The following is a 16,387-nucleotide window of genomic DNA, read 5'->3' as shown; positions in this document are numbered from 1 at the left end:
GTTTCCTCAGGGATCAGGGAAACGTCGCCCGAGCGTTTTGGCTCGAACCACTGCTGGTATCGCCAGGCGCTTGTGGCGCCACGGACACGATAAGCCGCGCATACTAGCGAAAACCGCACTGCAGCAGCACAGTTGCCGGACGAGCTGTCGAACTGGCGTAACTGCCTGTCGCCTCAGCAACAGTTACCGTGCATTTCCATGCGGCTGCTCACGCCACACCGTGCCAGAGCGGGCAGAAAAACAAAAAGGCCACCCGAAGGTGGCCTTTTTGCGAGCATCAGGAACGCTTAGGCGTTCTTGACTTCCCAACCGGTCAGCTCGGCCAGGGCCTTGCCGATGTCAGCCAGGGAACGCACGGTTTTCACACCCGCGTCCTGCAGTGCAGCGAACTTCTCGTCTGCAGTGCCCTTGCCGCCGGAAATGATGGCGCCAGCGTGGCCCATGCGCTTGCCGGGAGGAGCGGTCACACCTGCGATGTAGGAAACTACAGGCTTGGTGACGTTGGCCTTGATGTAGGCAGCCGCTTCTTCTTCAGCCGAACCGCCGATCTCACCGATCATGACGATCGCTTCGGTCTTCGGATCTTCCTGGAACAGCTTCAGGATGTCGATGAAGTTGGAGCCCGGGATGGGGTCACCGCCGATGCCCACGCAGGTGGACTGGCCGAAACCGGCGTCGGTGGTCTGCTTGACGGCTTCATAGGTCAGGGTGCCGGAACGCGACACGATGCCTACCTTGCCTGGCAGGTGGATGTGACCCGGCATGATGCCGATCTTGCACTCGCCGGGAGTGATCACGCCCGGGCAGTTCGGGCCGATCAGGGTAATGCCCAGCTCGTCGCAGATGACTTTGGCATCCAGCATGTCCAGGGTAGGAATGCCTTCGGTGATGCAGACGATCAGCTTGATGCCGCCGAATGCAGCTTCCAGGATCGAGTCCTTGCAGAACGGAGCCGGAACGTAGATGACCGAAGCGTCAGCGCCGGTGGCTTCTACGGCTTCTTTCACAGTGTTGAACACTGGCAGGCCCAGGTGGGTAGTGCCACCTTTGCCCGGAGTCACGCCGCCAACCATCTTGGTGCCGTAGGCGATGGCTTGTTCGGAGTGGAAAGTACCCTGCGAGCCGGTGAAGCCCTGGCAGATGACTTTGGTGTCTTTATTGATCAGGACGCTCATTACTTGCCCTCCGCAGCTTTGACGACTTGCTGAGCAGCGTCGGTCAGGCTGGTTGCCGCGATGATGTTCAGGCCGCTTTCAGCCAGGACCTTGGCGCCCAGCTCGGCGTTGTTACCTTCCAGGCGGACGACCACCGGGATCTTCACGCCGACTTCTTTCACGGCGCCGATGATGCCTTCGGCAATCATGTCGCAACGAACGATACCGCCGAAGATGTTCACCAGAACGGCAGCAACGTTGCTGTCGGACAGGATGATCTTGAAGGCTTCGGTCACGCGCTCTTTGGTCGCGCCGCCACCTACGTCGAGGAAGTTGGCTGGCTTGCCGCCGTGCAGGTTGACGATGTCCATGGTACCCATGGCCAGGCCGGCACCGTTGACCATGCAGCCGATGTTGCCTTCCAGGGCCACGTAGTTCAGCTCGAAGCTGGCAGCGTGGGCTTCACGAGGATCGTCTTGCGACGGGTCGTGGAAGGTCTTCAGCTTCGGCTGACGGTACATGGCGTTAGCGTCGATGTTGATCTTCGCGTCCAGGCAGTGCAGGTCGCCGTCGGCCTTGATGACCAGCGGGTTGACTTCCAGCAGAGCCAGATCGTGATCTTTGAACAGCTTGGCCAGACCTACGAAGATCTTGGCGAACTGAGCGACCTGCTTGCCTTCCAGGCCCAGCTGGAAAGCCAGCTCGCGACCCTGGTACGGCTGAGCGCCGACCAGCGGATCGACGGTGGCCTTGAGGATCTTCTCAGGGGTTTCGTGGGCCACTTTCTCGATGTCCACGCCACCTTCGGTGGACGCCATGAACACGATGCGACGGCTGGAGCGGTCCACTACAGCGCCCAGGTACAGTTCCTTGGCGATGTCGGTGCAGGATTCGACCAGGATTTTGCTGACCGGCTGACCGTTGGCGTCAGTCTGGTAAGTCACCAGACGCTTGCCCAGCCAGTTGGCGGCGAAGGCTTTGGCGTCTTCCTTGCTCTTGACCAGTTTTACGCCACCGGCTTTACCGCGGCCACCGGCGTGGACCTGGGCCTTGACGACCCACTCGCTGCCACCGATTTTTTCGCAGGCTTCTGCGGCTTCTTCCGGGGTGTCTACCGCGAAGCCCTTGGATACAGGCAGGCCGTATTCAGCGAACAGCTGCTTACCCTGATACTCGTGAAGATTCATGCTTGTCTACCGTCTTCGTTTAGGTATTGCGCATTCGGCGCTGTACTTTTGATACCGCGCCACCTGTGACTGCCGAGGCAGTCCGCCGGGCATTCCGCTGCGAGTCGAGCTCGACGCGGGCCACCCGCCGTGGTTCTGCTTGCAAAAACCACCGCGACGATGAGGCGATTACGCGACGCCCCACCTACCACGGCGGCTTACAACAACTCGGGTGGCCGGCAGATGTCGACCACCTTTCACACTTAGCGCTTCTTGCGGTTGGCGATGTGGATCGCGCCACCGTTCACTGCCAGGGCCGCTTCGTGCAGCGCCTCGGACAGGGTCGGGTGCGAGAAGACCATCATGCCCAGGTCTTCGGCGCTGGTGCCGAATTCCATACCGATGGCGCCTTGCTGTACCAGCTCGGCAGCGCTTGGGCCGATCACGTGAACGCCCAGTACGCGGTCGGTGTTGGCATCGGCGATGACCTTGACCAGGCCACCGGTGTCGTTGGCAGCCATGGCACGGCCGCTGGCAGCGAACGGGAAGGTACCGATGTTGATGGCAACGCCCTCACCTTTCAGCTGCTGCTCGGTCTTGCCGACCCATGCGATTTCCGGGTGGGTGTAGATGACCGATGGGATCAGGTCGTAGTTCATCTGCGCCTTGTGGCCGGCGATACGCTCGGCGACCATCACGCCCTCTTCCGAGGCCTTGTGCGCGAGCATGGCGCCACGCACCACGTCACCGATGGCGTAGACGCCCGGTACGCTGGTTTCGCACTGATCGTTGACGTAGATGAAGCCACGCTCGTCCAGGTCCACGCCGCTGTCGGCGGCCAGCAGATCGGTGGTCACCGGGCGACGGCCCACGGCCACGATCAGCTTGTCGAAGACCATCTTCTGCTCGCCGTTGGCGTCGGTGAAGCTGACGGTGACCTGCTTCTTCTTGACTTCCGAACCGGTGACGCGAGCGCCCAGGCGGATGTCCAGGCCCTGCTTGGTCAAGGTCTTCTGGGCTTCCTTGGCGATCTGCTCGTCAGCAGCGGCGAGGAACTTGTCCATCGCTTCGAGCACGGTGACTTCGGAACCCAGACGGGCCCATACCGAGCCCAGCTCCAGACCGATCACGCCAGCGCCGATGACGCCCAGCTTCTTCGGTACGCTCTGGAATTCCAGGGCGCCGGTGGAGTCGACGATGACGTCCTGATCGACCGGAGCCGGCGGAATCTCGACCGGCTTGGAGCCGGAAGCGATGATCACGTGAGCGCCTTCGACCACCTGGGTCTTGCCGTCGGTGCCGGTCACTTCGACCTGCTTGCCAGCCAGCAGCTTGCCGTGGCCTTCCAGCAGGGTCACGCCGTTGGCCTTGAACAGCGAGGCGATACCACCGGTCAGGTTCTTAACGATGGTGGCCTTGCGCCCGATCATCGCCGGAACGTCGATGGTCACACCCTTGGCTTCGATGCCGTGAACGGCGAAACCTTCCTTCGCTTCGTGGTACTTCCAGGAGCTGTCCAGCAGCGCCTTGGAGGGGATGCAGCCGACGTTCAGGCAGGTGCCGCCGAGGGCGGTCTTGCCGTCCTTGCCCTGATATTTTTCGATACAGGCGGTCTTCAGACCGAGTTGCGCTGCTTTGATGGCGGCAACATAGCCACCAGGGCCGGCACCGATGACTACCACGTCGAATTTCTGGGTCATAACGTATTCCTTCTCGAATAAACCGGACGGCCCTGTAAACAGGGCCGCCGTGGAGGAGACTGGCTTTTAGATGTCCAGCAGCAGGCGAGCCGGGTCTTCAAGCAAGTTCTTGATGGTCACCAGGAAGGTCACGGCTTCCTTACCATCAATCAGGCGGTGGTCGTAAGACAGCGCCAGATACATCATCGGGCGGATCACCACCTGGCCGTTGATCGCCATCGGACGCTGGATGATGTTGTGCATACCCAGGATGGCGGCCTGCGGCGGGTTGACGATCGGAGTCGACATCATCGAACCGAAGGTACCACCGTTGGTGATGGTGAAGGTGCCGCCGGTCATTTCTTCGATCGCCAGCTTGCCGTCACGGGCCTTCTTGCCGAAGGTGGCAATGCCGTTCTCGATTTCAGCCAGGCTCATCAGCTCGGCGTTGCGCAGAACCGGGACCACCAGGCCACGGTCGCTGGACACGGCGACGCCGACGTCGGCATAGCCGTGGTAAACGATGTCGTTGCCGTCGATCGAGGCGTTGACCGCCGGGAAGCGCTTCAGCGCCTCGGTAGCCGCCTTGACGAAGAACGACATGAAGCCCAGGCGTACGCCGTTGTGGGACTTCTCGAACAGGTCCTTGTACTTCGAACGCAGCGCCATCACTTCGGTCATGTCGACTTCGTTGAAGGTGGTCAGCATGGCCATGGAAGACTGCGCTTCGACCAGACGCTCGGCGATCTTGGCACGCAGGCGGGTCATCGGTACGCGCTTCTCGGTACGGTCGCCAGTGGCGACTACCGGAGCGGCAGCGGCCGGAGCGGCAGCCGGCTTGGCAGCAGCGGCCGGCGCGTTCTTCTTCGCTTCGACGGCGGCGACCACGTCTTCCTTGGTCACGCGGCCACCCTTGCCGGTGCCGGCGATGCTGTTCGGGTCGATGCCGTTCTCTTCGGCCAGCTTGCGCGCAGCCGGGGACAGGATCGCATCGTCACCGCCAGCAGCGGCCGGAGCAGCAGCCTGGGCAGGCGCTGCGGCAGGAGCGGCAGCCGGAGCAGCGGCGGCAGCGCCACCTTCGGTCAGTTTGCCCAGCAGCTCGTTGGACAGAACGGTGTCGCCTTCGTTCTTGATGACTTCAGCCAGGACACCATCGGCCTCGGCCAGGACTTCGATCACCACCTTGTCGGTTTCGATGTCGACGATCAGCTCATCGCGCTTGACCGCTTCGCCCGGCTTCTTGTGCCAGGTGGCCACGGTGCCGTCGGCAACCGATTCCGGGAAGGTTGGGGCTTTGATCTCGATAGCCATTGTATGCGTTTCCTTAAATTCGGTTTTACCGCCAGGTGGCACCTGCCACCTGGCGGATGAAGGCGTTAAACAGTAAAGGCGTCCTGCAGCAGTTTTTCCTGCTGCTCGGCGTGCATCGAGGCATAACCGCAAGCCGGCGCTGCCGACGCATCACGACCGGCGTACTCGAGGAACAGGGCTTTCTTGTGCGCAGTGGCGACGCGACGCATGTGGTGCTGACTGCAGTACCAGGCGCCCTGGTTCATCGGTTCTTCCTGACACCAGACGATGTGCTTGAGGTTCTTGTACGGTGCCAGCGCCTCGGCCAGGTCCTCTTCCGGGAACGGGTAGAGCTGCTCGATACGCACGATGGCGATATCTTCGCGGCCCTCGGCACGACGCTTCTCCAGCAGGTCGTAGTAGACCTTGCCGCTGCACAGGACCAGACGCTCGACCTTCTTCGGATCCAGCCCATCGATCTCGCCGATGACGGTCTGGAAGGAGCCTTCGGCCAGGTCGTCCAGGGTCGAGATGGCCAGCTTGTGGCGCAGCAGCGACTTCGGCGTCAGCACCACCAGCGGCTTGCGCAGCGGACGGATCACCTGGCGACGCAGCATGTGGTAGACCTGTGCCGGGGTGGTCGGTACGCAGACCTGCATGTTGTGCTCGGCGCACAGCTGCAGGTAACGCTCCAGACGCGCCGAGCTGTGCTCAGGCCCCTGCCCTTCGTAACCATGCGGCAGCAGGACGGTCAGGCCGCAGAGACGACCCCACTTGTGCTCGCCACTGGAGATGAACTGGTCGAATACCACCTGGGCACCGTTGGCGAAGTCGCCGAACTGGGCTTCCCAGATCACCAGCGCGTTAGGCGTGGTGGTGGCGTAGCCGTATTCGAAGGCCAGTACGGCTTCCTCGGAGAGGTAGGAGTCGTACAGTTCGAACTTCGGCTGACCGTCGTACAGGTTCTTCAGCGGAACGTAGGTCGCGGCGTCCTTCTGGTTGTGCAGCACCGCGTGGCGGTGCGAGAAGGTGCCACGGCCGATGTCCTGGCCGGTCATGCGGATCGGGTGACCTTCGACCAGCAGCGTGGCGTAGGCCATGGTCTCGGCGAAGCCCCAGTTGATCGGCAGGCCACCGGCACCCATCTTCTGGCGATCCTCGAGAATCTTCGCGACCTGACGCTGGACGACGAAGCCTTCCGGGATTTCCAGCAGCTTGGAGGACAGATCCTGCAGGGTCTTGAGGTCGAAACGCGTGTCGTGACGCGCGGTCCAGGCGTGGCCCAGGTACGGACGCCAGTCGACGAACAGTTCCTTGTTGGGCTCCTTGACCAGGCTCTTGACCACGTGCTGACCGTTGTCCAGCGCGGTGCGGTACTCGTCGATCTTGGCCTGCACGTCGTCGTTGCTCTGCACGCCGGCCGCAATCAGGGCATCCGCGTACAGCTCACGAGTGGTGCGCTGCTTGGAGATCTGCTGGTACATCAGCGGCTGGGTGCCGTTCGGCTCGTCGGCCTCGTTGTGACCACGGCGGCGGTAGCAGACCAGGTCGATGACCACGTCACGCTTGTACTGCATGCGGTAGTCGACGGCCAGCTGGGTGACGAACAGCACCGCTTCCGGATCATCGCCGTTCACGTGGAAGATCGGCGCCTGGATCATCTTGGCCACGTCGGTAGCGTACTCGGTGGAGCGCGCATCCAGCGGGTTGCTGATGGTGAAGCCGACCTGGTTGTTGATCACGATGTGGATGGTGCCGCCAGTCTTGTAGCCGCGGGTCTGCGACATCTGGAAGGTTTCCATGACCACGCCCTGACCGGCGAAAGCCGCGTCGCCGTGGATGGAGATCGGCAGGACCTTCTCACCACCGGCATCGCTGCGGCGATCCTGACGGGCACGTACCGAGCCCTCGACCACCGGGGAAACGATTTCCAGGTGCGAGGGGTTGAATGCCAGCGCCAGGTGCACTTCGCCACCCTGGGTCATCACGTTGGACGAGAAACCCTGGTGGTACTTGACGTCACCGGAGGACAGGCCCTCGGTCTTCTTGCCTTCGAACTCGTCGAACAGGTCGCGCGGGTTCTTGCCGAAGGTGTTGACCAGTACGTTCAGACGGCCACGGTGGGCCATGCCGATGACGATTTCCTTGGTGCCGTAGGAACCGGAGCGCTGGATGATCTCATCCAGCAGCGGGATCAGGCTCTCGCCACCTTCCAGGCCGAAACGCTTGGTGCCCGGGTACTTGGTGCCCAGGTACTTCTCCAGGCCTTCGGCAGCGGTGACGCGCTCGAGCACGTGCGCCTGAACCTCGGCGGAAAACTGCGGGCGACCGCGTACGCTTTCCAGGCGCTGGGCGAACCAGTTGCGCTGACCGGAATCGACGATGTGGGTGAACTCGGCCCCGATGGTGCGACAATATGTCTGCTGCAGCGCATCGCGGATTTCGCGTAGCGTTGCCTCTTCTTTGCCGATGTACAGTTCGCCAGTACGGAACGTGGTATCCAGATCCGCATCGGTCAGACCGTAGTGATTGATCGACAGATCAGACGGCGCAGTGCGCACCCACAGACCCAGAGGGTCGAGCTGGGCGGCCTGATGGCCACGCATGCGGTAGGCCTGGATCAGACGCAGCACTTCCACCTGCTTTTTCTCGTGCTCGCTGCTGACGGCCCCGGCGGAAACCGGCTGGGCACGACGCGAATTCTTGGCGAGCAGGACGAAATGATCGCGAATGGTCGAATGCGATACGTCCGTTGCAGCGCTGCCGTCGGTCGGCAACTTCTGGAAGTAAGTGCGCCACTCTTCTGGCACAGCGTTGGGATCGTGCAGGTAGAGCTCGTAGAGCTCTTCCACGTAGGCAGCGTTGCCACCGGATAGGTGGGCACTGTCCCACATGCGCTGCATCACGCTTTCTTGCATGCTTGGTCACCCTCGGTAAGGGGACACCACCGGCGTGAAAACCGCATGGTCCGATCAGAAGTCATGATGCTGCGACTCGGATACAGCCACTTGGGTTCCCGCAGATAGCCCGGGTACCAGCCCGGATGCCCCTGCTGGTCGTCATGTTTTTCGAGTATGAACCGCGGCTTTGTGGGCTGCGGTTCTGGCTTTTGCTGCGAAACCGACCGGAGTCGGTCCCGCAGGTGTTACAGGTATAGCAACTTGCGAATCAGGTACCGCTCTGCAGCAGCATGTTGCGCACGTGACCGATGGCCTTGGTCGGGTTCAGGCCTTTCGGGCAAACGTTGACGCAGTTCATGATGCCGCGGCAGCGGAACACACTGAACGGATCATCCAGGGACGCCAGACGCTCGGAGGTCTTGGTGTCGCGGCTGTCGGCCAGGAAACGATAGGCCTGCAGCAGCGCAGCGGGACCGAGGAACTTGTCCGGATTCCACCAGAACGACGGGCAGCTGGTCGAGCAGCAAGCGCACAGGATGCACTCGTACAGGCCGTCGAGCTTCTCACGCTCTTCCGGCGACTGCAGACGCTCGATGGCCGGAGCCGGCGTGTCATTCTGCAGGAACGGCTGCACTTTCTCGTACTGCTTGTAGAAGATGCTCATGTCGACGACCAGGTCACGAATGACCGGCAGCCCCGGCAGCGGACGGATCACCAGCTTGCCACCCTTCAGCCCCGCTGCGGACAGCGGAGTGATGCAGGCCAGACCGTTCTTGCCGTTGATGTTCATGCCGTCGGAGCCGCACACGCCTTCACGGCAGGAACGACGATAGGAGAAACCCTCGTCCTGTTCCTTGATCAGCGCCAGCACGTCCAGGACCATGATGTCCTTGCCGTTGGTGTCGATCTGGAAGTCCTGCATGAACGGAGCAGCGTCTTTCTCCGGGTTGTAGCGATAAACACTGACTTGCAACATATCAGTCACCCTTAATAAGTCCGAACCTTGGGTTCAAACGCCGGAACGGTCTTCGGCGCGAAGTTCACGTCACGCTTGGCTACGCGCTTCTCGCCCGGGAAGTACAGGGAGTGGCACAGCCAGTTCTGATCGTCGCGCTCTTCGAAGTCTTCACGAGCGTGGGCACCACGGGACTCCTTGCGAGCCTCGGCGGCAACCGCAGTCGCTTCGGCGACTTCGAGCAGGTTTTGCAGTTCCAGCGCCTCGATACGCGCAGTGTTGAACGCCTGGCTCTTGTCGGAGATCTTCACCGTCGCGATACGCTCGCGCAGGTCGGCCAGTTGTTGGATACCCTTCTGCATGTATTCGCCGGTACGGAATACACCGAAGTAGTTCTGCATGCACTGTTGCAGCTCGCGCTTGAGCGGCGCGACCTCTTCACCGGTGCTGCGCTCGTTGACGCCGGCCAGACGGGCCAGCGACTGCTCGATGTCGGTTTCGCTGGCGCCACGCACCTCGACACCTTCCTTGAGCGCTTTTTCCAGGTGCAGGCCAGCCGCGCGGCCGAATACCACCAGGTCGAGCAGCGAGTTGCCGCCCAGACGGTTGGCACCGTGCACCGATACGCAGGCGACCTCGCCCACGGCGAACAGACCTTCGATGATGGTGTCCTTGCCGTTGGCGTCCTGAGTGATGGCCTGACCATGGATGTTGGTGGCCACGCCGCCCATCATGTAGTGGCAGGTCGGGATGACCGGAACCGGGGCAACGACCGGGTCGACGTGCGCAAAGGTCTTGGACAGTTCGCAGATGCCCGGCAGACGGCTGTGCAGCACTTCTTCGCCGAGGTGATCGAGCTTCAGCAGTACGTGGTCCTTGTTCGGGCCCACACCGTTGCCGGCGATCACTTCCTTGACCATGGAACGGGCGACGACGTCACGACCGGCGAGGTCCTTGGCGTTCGGCGCATAGCGCTCCATGAAGCGCTCGCCATGAGCGTTGATCAGGTAACCACCCTCACCACGGCAGCCTTCGGTGACCAGTACACCAGCGCCGGCGATACCGGTCGGGTGGAACTGCCACATTTCGATGTCCTGCACCGGCACGCCGGCACGCAGGGCCATGCCCACGCCGTCACCGGTGTTGATCAGGGCGTTGGTGGTGGAGGCGTAGATACGGCCAGCACCGCCAGTGGCCAGGACCACGGCCTTGGAGCGGATGTATACGGTCTCGCCGGTCTCGATGCAGATGGCGATGATGCCGACGATGGCGCCGTCCTGGTTCTTCACCAGGTCGACGGCGTACCACTCGTTGAGGAACGAGGTGCCGGCCTTCAGGTTGGCCTGGTACAGGGTGTGCAGCAGCGCGTGACCGGTACGGTCGGCAGCGGCGCAGGTACGAGCAGCCTGGGTCGGATTGTCCGGACCCTTGGACTGGCCGCCGAACGGACGCTGGTAGATGCGGCCCTGTTCGGTACGGGAGAACGGCAGGCCCATGTGCTCAAGCTCGAACACGGCTTCCGGACCAACGGAGCACATGTATTCGATGGCGTCCTGGTCACCGATGTAGTCGGAGCCCTTGACGGTGTCGTACATGTGCCAGCGCCAATCGTCGTTCGGGTCGGCCGACGCGATGGCGCAGGTGATGCCACCCTGGGCGGAAACGGTGTGCGAGCGAGTCGGGAACACCTTGGTGACCACGGCAGTCTTGTGACCGCCCTGGGCCAGTTGCAGCGCAGCACGCATGCCGGCGCCGCCGCCACCTACGATGATGGCGTCATAGGAAAGAGTACGGATGCTAGACATGAATCAGAAACCCCACAGAATCTGCACGCCCCAGACGAACATCGCGAACATGGCGATGCCACACACGGCCTGGAACAGGAAACGCACACCAGTCGCCCACTTGCCCAGCGCCATCGGCGTCAGGTAGTCGGTGGAAATGGTCCACATGCCGACCCAGGCGTGCACGCTCAGTGCAACCAGTGCCAGCAGGCTGAAGATGCGCATTGCGGTACTGGAGAACAGGCCGTGCCATTCGGCGTAGCCCATGCCCGGATTGCAGATCACATAGCCCAGCAGGAACAGCGTGTAAGCCGCGAGAACGACCGCAGAAACGCGCTGAGCCATCCAGTCATAGAGGCCCGAACGCGAGAAGTTCGTGACATTAGTTACCATATCCATACCCCCAGCAGCACGATCACGACCGCAGCAACGGCGATGACGATTTTCGAGCCCAGCTTGCCGCCTTCCAGCGTCTCACCGATGCCCATGTCCATGATCAAGTGGCGCACACCGGCCACCAGGTGGTACAGCAGAGCGGACAGAAGACCCCAGATCACGAACTTGGCCAGCGGGCTGGTCAGGCATTCTTTCACCTGGGCGAAGCCCTCTTCGGACGCCAGCGACTTGTCGAGGCCGAACAGCAGAATGGCGATACCGACAAAGAGGATGACACCGGAGATACGGTGAAGAATGGACGTGTAAGCGGTGATTGGGAGCTTGATAGTCCTAAGGTCTAGGTTTACAGGTCGTTGGCTATTCACGGCTTTTTATCACACTGAGAGCCCCTAAACTTCAGGGCAAAGTTGTTGGGAAGTGCACTGGTCAGGTACCCATCACCCAAGGAGTGACGACCGCCATGATATGGCCGCAAAGCCCCTGGCGGTCGGGCGCAGAGTATAGACAGTTAGCAGACTAATGACAATGCAATGGCCTACCCCAAAAAGCGCATTGCAGCCTGCAAACAAATGGCGTAAATAGCGGCCTTTTTTCGCTGAAAATCCCGCCCAAACCCTTCTACCGCCTGGGTTCTCGCAAATTGACTTTCGAATTTATCCCACTATAGTGGTGCGGGCCCTGCGTGGGGGGCCGTCTGATGATTTCAAGCATAACTAGGAGGCCACATATGGCTGACAAAAAAGCGCAGTTGATCATCGAGGGCAATGCCCCCGTCGAACTGCCCGTTCTGACCGGCACTGTTGGTCCCGATGTAATCGATGTGCGGAGCCTGACCGCCACGGGTCGGTTCACATTTGATCCTGGTTTCATGTCGACCGCCTCTTGCGAGTCGAAGATCACCTATATCGACGGCGACAAAGGGATTCTGCTGCACCGCGGCTACCCCATCGAACAGCTCGCCGAGCAATCCGACTACCTGGAAACCTGCTACCTGCTGCTCAACGGCGAACTGCCGAGCAAGGAAGAGAAGGCCAAGTTCGTCAGCACCATCAAGAACCACACCATGGTTCACGAACAGCTGAAGACCTTCTTCAACGGTTTCCGCCGTGACGCCCACCCGATGGCCATCATGTGCGGCGTGGTCGGCGCCCTGTCCGCCTTCTATCACGACTCGCTGGACATCAAGAACCCGCAGCACCGTGAAGTGTCCGCCATGCGCCTGGTCGCCAAGATGCCGACCATCGCCGCGATGACCTACAAGTACTCCATGGGCCAGCCCATGATGTACCCGCGTAACGACCTGAACTACGCGGAAAACTTCCTGCACATGATGTTCAACACCCCGTGCGAGATCAAACCGATCAGCCCGGTGCTGGCCAAGGCGATGGACAAGATCTTCATCCTCCACGCCGATCACGAGCAGAATGCCTCCACCTCCACCGTACGCCTGGCTGGCTCCTCGGGCGCCAACCCGTTCGCCTGTATCGCAGCCGGCATCGCCGCGCTCTGGGGTCCGGCTCACGGCGGCGCCAACGAAGCCGTGCTGACCATGCTCGACGAGATCGGCAGCGTGGACAACATCGAGAAGTTCGTGGCCAAGGCCAAGGACAAGGATGACCCGTTCAAGCTGATGGGCTTCGGCCACCGCGTGTACAAGAACTTCGACCCGCGCGCCAAGGTCATGAAGCAGACCTGCGACGAGGTTCTGGCGGAGCTGGGCATCAACGATCCGCAGCTGGAGCTGGCCATGAAGCTGGAAGAGATCGCGCGCAACGATCCTTACTTCAAGGAGCGCAACCTCTACCCGAACGTGGACTTCTACTCGGGCATCATCCTCAAGGCCATCGGCATTCCGACCTCCATGTTCACCGTGATCTTCGCCCTGGCACGCACCGTGGGCTGGATCTCGCACTGGAAGGAAATGCTCTCCGGTCCGTACAAGATCGGCCGTCCGCGCCAGCTGTACACCGGCTACGAGCAGCGCGACCTGCCCGCCGACCGCGGCTGATCGATCGCTGCACGACAAGAAAGGCTGCCATCCGGCAGCCTTTTTTCATTCCCGCCCGTCAGCGCCCCTCGACCCGGGCACGCAAGCCCTGCAAGGTCTGCAACGGCGCGTCGACGACGAAGCTGTTGGCCAGCCACGAAGGCACGCTCCCGCCTGGCTCGGTATGCACCTCGTAGGTCACCTCTACCCTGCCCTCGCCCATTGGCTGCAGGTGCCACTGGCCGTCGACCCGCTGCACCCGCACGAAATCATCGTTTTCCGGCAGGCGCTGCGGCACCGCCTCCAGCACCCGCGTGACAGCGCCATCGGCATCCGTGCGCGTCGTGACCTCGATCACCGAGTCGCGCGCCTTGACCGGCCAGGGCATGTCGAAGCGCGTGTACACCTCGCTCACCTCGCCCTCGTGCTTGAGCAGGCGTTGCTGCTGGCAACTGAATATCCAGGCACAGGAGCCGGCGACATCCTCCTGGGCGGCCTGCACGGCGGCCAGATCCCCCTTGATCGTCACCACGCCGCGATAGGCCTTGTACTTGGAACCCGGCACGTCAGCCAGATAGACGCGCACGCCATCCTCCTCACGCTCCAGCTGCCATTGCCTTTCGGCAGCCTGGGCGGCGGTTGCACACAGCATCACGGCCAACACGGACATACGGATCATCTTGGAACCTGTTCTCTGGGTAGTGTTTGCGTTTCGACCGCAGCAAGGGGAAACGGGTTCAGCCGTCAGACCGTCGCCTGCTCCAGCCAGCCGAGCATGCGAATGGCGCTGTCGCGACTGTCGCCGCAAAGCTCGACCTCGGCCTTGAACGCCGAGCAGACGGGTGGCCGCTCCGGTTTGCCGAACAGGGCACAGAGCGCATCGACGGACAGATGAATGCAGCGCACACCCGCCGGCTTGCCGTCGGGCATGCCAGGGATGGGCGAACTGATGGAGGGCGCGACGCAACAGGCGCCACAGCCGGCACGGCATTCCATGGGGAACCTCGACGAGGCAGAACGAACGGCGCGATGCTAATGAGCCGCGCGCCGTCAGTCGAGGGCTTTCGTGATCAGCGGTTACGCTGCAGGCGCGCCAGCAGGCTGGAGGTATCCCAGCGTCCACCGCCCATGGCCTGGACGTCGGCGTAGAACTGATCGACCAGCGCCGTCACCGGCAACTGCGCACCGTTGCGACGCGACTCCTCGAGCAGGATCGACAGGTCCTTGCGCATCCAGTCGACGGCGAAGCCGAAGTCGAATTCCCCGGCCAGCATGGTCTTGTAGCGGTTCTCCATCTGCCAGGACTGCGCAGCGCCCTTGCTGATCACATCGACCACCGCCTGACCATCGAGCCCGGCGCACTGCGCGAAGTTCAGCGCCTCGGCCAGGCCCTGCACCAGGCCGGCAATGCAGATCTGATTGACCATCTTGCTCAGCTGACCGCTGCCCGCAGGCCCCATCAGACGCATCATCCGCGCGTAACTCTGGATCACCGGCTCGGCCACTGCATAGGTCTCGGCCTCGCCGCCCACCATGACCGTCAGCGCACCATTGACCGCCCCCGCCTGGCCACCGGAGACCGGCGCATCGAGAAAGCCCAGCCCGCTCTCGGCGGCCATGCTCGCCAGCTCGCGAGCGACATCGGCGGATGCCGTGGTGTGGTCGACCAGGATCGCCCCCGGCGACATCCCGGCGAAGGCACCCTGCTCGCCCAGGATCACGCTGCGCAGATCGTCGTCGTTACCCACGCAGCACATCACCAGCTCGGCGCCCTGCGCGGCCTCGCGCGGCGTCGGCGCCACACTGCCGGCGTACTCGCCGAGCCACTGCTCGGCCTTGCCCGGCGAGCGGTTGTACACCGTCACCTGGTGACCGTTGCGGGCGAGATGCCCGGCCATCGGATACCCCATCACGCCCAAGCCGATAAACGCGACCTTAGCCATAGCAACCTCCTGCGGACATAGGCGGCAGAGCCTAACACGACGTTTGCCCTCGCCGGAAAGCCCTTCCATACTGCCAGCGGACCCGCTCGAACCGGGCATCGGACGCTAAGGAGTGCCAATGGGACATTGGTTGGTCATCGACCTGGAAGCCACGACCGACGAAGGCGGCTGGCCGGTGGAAGAAATGGAAATCATCGAGATCGGTGCCAGCCTGGTCGGAGCGGACGGCCATGAACGCGACCACTTCCAGCGCATCGTCAGGCCGCAACGACGCCCCTGCCTGACCGACTTCTGCCGCCAGCTCACCCACATCACCCAGGCGGACGTCGACAGCGCGGCGCCACTGCCCCAGGTCTGGGCGCAGTTCGAGCGCTGGCTGACGCAGCATGCGCCGCGCCTGGTCGGCTGGAGCAGCTGGGGCGACTACGACCGCCGCCAGCTGCACCTGGAGTGGCGCCAGCACCAACTCCTCAGCCTGCTCGCCGACGTGCCCCACCTGAACCTCAAGCAGGCCTTCGCCAAGGCCCGCCAGCTGCAGCGCCCGGTAGGCCTGCACAGCGCCCTGCAACTGGCCGGCATGCAGTTTCAGGGGCAGCAGCACCGTGCGCTCGAGGATGCCCGCAACACCGCTCGCCTGCTGCCGCTGGTACTGCCCATCAAAGGGTGATGACGAAAAAAAGGCGCTTGGGCATACTGGCGCCCCTTTTGTGGCCATGCCCGCCGTGGCGGCCTGCCTTCGGGGCGGCGCCAGGCGACGTTGCAAATGGCTCCCAGCAGTTTGTCCACCCACTTCCGAGGAATCGCAGATGTTCAAGGTCAACGAGTACTTCGACGGCACCGTCAAATCCATCGGCTTCAGCATGGCTGAAGGCCCGGCCACCCTCGGCGTGATGGCCCCGGGCGAATACGAGTTCGGCACCAGCCAGCTGGAAGTGATGCACGTCGTCGCCGGCGCCCTGACCGTCAAGCTGCCGGGCACTGACAGCTGGACCACCTTCGAGGCCGGCAGCCAGTTCACCGTCGAGGCCAACAGCAAGTTTCAGCTGAAGGTCGCCGTGGATACCGCGTACCTCTGCGAATACCGCTAAGCCGCAAGCCTCATGAAGAACCGGCCCCTGCGGCCGGTTTTTTCG

Annotated in this window: 15 protein-coding genes; 3 read left to right on the top strand and 12 right to left on the bottom strand. The window is 62.4% G+C overall.

Annotated features, from left to right (window positions below):
- Positions 1–287: 287 nt before the first annotated feature.
- The 9 genes from sucD to sdhC all read right to left on the bottom strand — a co-directional run bounded on the left by sucD (position 288) and on the right by sdhC (position 11,689).
- A complete protein-coding gene (gene sucD, locus EWH21_RS11800) occupies positions 288–1,175 on the bottom strand; it encodes a succinate--CoA ligase subunit alpha (protein ID WP_037051890.1) in 888 nt (295 codons plus the stop codon).
- Positions 1,175–2,341 carry an ADP-forming succinate--CoA ligase subunit beta gene (gene sucC / locus EWH21_RS11795; RefSeq protein WP_037051889.1) on the bottom strand — a complete coding sequence of 389 codons (1,167 nt, stop codon included), beginning with the start codon at positions 2,339–2,341 and terminating at the stop codon, positions 1,175–1,177. Before sucC ends, sucD begins: the two co-directional genes overlap by 1 nt.
- 242 nt (positions 2,342–2,583) lie before the next feature.
- Positions 2,584–4,020: a dihydrolipoyl dehydrogenase gene (lpdA, locus tag EWH21_RS11790; RefSeq protein WP_037051888.1), complete on the bottom strand. Its 1,437-nt coding sequence runs from the start codon at positions 4,018–4,020 to the stop codon at positions 2,584–2,586.
- Between the two features lie 66 nt (positions 4,021–4,086).
- Positions 4,087–5,310: a 2-oxoglutarate dehydrogenase complex dihydrolipoyllysine-residue succinyltransferase gene (gene odhB, locus EWH21_RS11785; protein ID WP_277700562.1), complete on the bottom strand. Its 1,224-nt coding sequence runs from the start codon at positions 5,308–5,310 to the stop codon at positions 4,087–4,089.
- A 65-nt stretch (positions 5,311–5,375) separates the two neighbouring features.
- Positions 5,376–8,207 (bottom strand): 2-oxoglutarate dehydrogenase E1 component, encoded by a 2,832-nt coding sequence (locus EWH21_RS11780; protein WP_037051886.1) that lies wholly within the window; start codon positions 8,205–8,207, stop codon positions 5,376–5,378.
- 250 nt (positions 8,208–8,457) lie between these two features.
- Entirely contained in the window at positions 8,458–9,165 is a 708-nt protein-coding gene (locus EWH21_RS11775) for a succinate dehydrogenase iron-sulfur subunit (RefSeq protein ID WP_037051885.1), read from the bottom strand.
- A gap of 11 nt (positions 9,166–9,176) precedes the next feature.
- Positions 9,177–10,949 (bottom strand): succinate dehydrogenase flavoprotein subunit, encoded by a 1,773-nt coding sequence (sdhA, locus tag EWH21_RS11770; RefSeq protein WP_037051884.1) that lies wholly within the window; start codon positions 10,947–10,949, stop codon positions 9,177–9,179.
- A 3-nt stretch (positions 10,950–10,952) separates the two neighbouring features.
- On the bottom strand, positions 10,953–11,321 hold the full coding sequence (sdhD, locus tag EWH21_RS11765; protein WP_037051883.1) for a succinate dehydrogenase, hydrophobic membrane anchor protein: 369 nt from the start codon (positions 11,319–11,321) through the stop codon (positions 10,953–10,955).
- On the bottom strand, positions 11,315–11,689 hold the full coding sequence (sdhC, locus tag EWH21_RS11760; protein WP_037051882.1) for a succinate dehydrogenase, cytochrome b556 subunit: 375 nt from the start codon (positions 11,687–11,689) through the stop codon (positions 11,315–11,317). Before sdhC ends, sdhD begins: the two co-directional genes overlap by 7 nt.
- A 362-nt stretch (positions 11,690–12,051) precedes the next feature.
- On the opposite strand from sdhC, the gene gltA reads away from it, so the two are divergent.
- Positions 12,052–13,332, top strand: coding sequence for a citrate synthase (gltA, locus tag EWH21_RS11755; protein WP_037051881.1), 1,281 nt, complete (start codon positions 12,052–12,054; stop codon positions 13,330–13,332).
- A 58-nt stretch (positions 13,333–13,390) separates the two neighbouring features.
- On the opposite strand, the gene EWH21_RS11750 is transcribed toward gltA, so the two are convergent.
- From EWH21_RS11750 to EWH21_RS11740, 3 genes are all read right to left on the bottom strand, one after another.
- Complete coding sequence (locus EWH21_RS11750) at positions 13,391–13,990, bottom strand: START domain-containing protein (RefSeq protein WP_037051880.1); 600 nt, start codon at positions 13,988–13,990, stop codon at positions 13,391–13,393.
- Between the two features lie 65 nt (positions 13,991–14,055).
- A complete protein-coding gene (locus tag EWH21_RS11745) occupies positions 14,056–14,307 on the bottom strand; it encodes a YkgJ family cysteine cluster protein (protein WP_037051879.1) in 252 nt (83 codons plus the stop codon).
- A gap of 74 nt (positions 14,308–14,381) precedes the next feature.
- Complete coding sequence (locus EWH21_RS11740; RefSeq protein WP_277700561.1) at positions 14,382–15,254, bottom strand: NAD(P)-dependent oxidoreductase; 873 nt, start codon at positions 15,252–15,254, stop codon at positions 14,382–14,384.
- 118 nt (positions 15,255–15,372) lie between these two features.
- Between EWH21_RS11740 and EWH21_RS11735 the strand changes: the two genes are divergently transcribed.
- Positions 15,373–15,921: an exonuclease domain-containing protein gene (locus EWH21_RS11735; RefSeq protein ID WP_277700560.1), complete on the top strand. Its 549-nt coding sequence runs from the start codon at positions 15,373–15,375 to the stop codon at positions 15,919–15,921.
- Between the two features lie 139 nt (positions 15,922–16,060).
- On the top strand, positions 16,061–16,342 hold the full coding sequence (locus EWH21_RS11730; RefSeq protein ID WP_037051876.1) for a pyrimidine/purine nucleoside phosphorylase: 282 nt from the start codon (positions 16,061–16,063) through the stop codon (positions 16,340–16,342).
- Positions 16,343–16,387: the final 45 nt, after the last annotated feature.

Source organism: Pseudomonas sp. REST10, from assembly GCF_029542605.1.
Classification (GTDB): domain Bacteria; phylum Pseudomonadota; class Gammaproteobacteria; order Pseudomonadales; family Pseudomonadaceae; genus Aquipseudomonas; species Aquipseudomonas khazarica.
The sequence above is the reverse complement of the archived record's forward strand: the minus strand, read 5'-3'. Positions and strand labels throughout refer to the sequence as shown.

Excerpts from the sequence above, each read along its gene's own strand:
- sucD (WP_037051890.1), bottom strand. The coding sequence starts at position 1,175 with ATGAGCGTCCTGATCAATAAAGACACCAAAGTCATCTGCCAGGGCTTC.
- sucC (WP_037051889.1), bottom strand. The coding sequence starts at position 2,341 with ATGAATCTTCACGAGTATCAGGGTAAGCAGCTGTTCGCTGAATACGGC.
- lpdA (WP_037051888.1), bottom strand. The coding sequence starts at position 4,020 with ATGACCCAGAAATTCGACGTGGTAGTCATCGGTGCCGGCCCTGGTGGC.
- odhB (WP_277700562.1), bottom strand. The coding sequence starts at position 5,310 with ATGGCTATCGAGATCAAAGCCCCAACCTTCCCGGAATCGGTTGCCGAC.
- EWH21_RS11780 (WP_037051886.1), bottom strand. The coding sequence starts at position 8,207 with ATGCAAGAAAGCGTGATGCAGCGCATGTGGGACAGTGCCCACCTATCC.
- EWH21_RS11775 (WP_037051885.1), bottom strand. The coding sequence starts at position 9,165 with ATGTTGCAAGTCAGTGTTTATCGCTACAACCCGGAGAAAGACGCTGCT.
- sdhA (WP_037051884.1), bottom strand. The coding sequence starts at position 10,949 with ATGTCTAGCATCCGTACTCTTTCCTATGACGCCATCATCGTAGGTGGC.
- sdhD (WP_037051883.1), bottom strand. The coding sequence starts at position 11,321 with ATGGTAACTAATGTCACGAACTTCTCGCGTTCGGGCCTCTATGACTGG.
- gltA (WP_037051881.1), top strand. The coding sequence starts at position 12,052 with ATGGCTGACAAAAAAGCGCAGTTGATCATCGAGGGCAATGCCCCCGTC.
- EWH21_RS11750 (WP_037051880.1), bottom strand. The coding sequence starts at position 13,990 with ATGATCCGTATGTCCGTGTTGGCCGTGATGCTGTGTGCAACCGCCGCC.
- EWH21_RS11745 (WP_037051879.1), bottom strand. The coding sequence starts at position 14,307 with ATGGAATGCCGTGCCGGCTGTGGCGCCTGTTGCGTCGCGCCCTCCATC.
- EWH21_RS11740 (WP_277700561.1), bottom strand. The coding sequence starts at position 15,254 with ATGGCTAAGGTCGCGTTTATCGGCTTGGGCGTGATGGGGTATCCGATG.
- EWH21_RS11735 (WP_277700560.1), top strand. The coding sequence starts at position 15,373 with ATGGGACATTGGTTGGTCATCGACCTGGAAGCCACGACCGACGAAGGC.
- EWH21_RS11730 (WP_037051876.1), top strand. The coding sequence starts at position 16,061 with ATGTTCAAGGTCAACGAGTACTTCGACGGCACCGTCAAATCCATCGGC.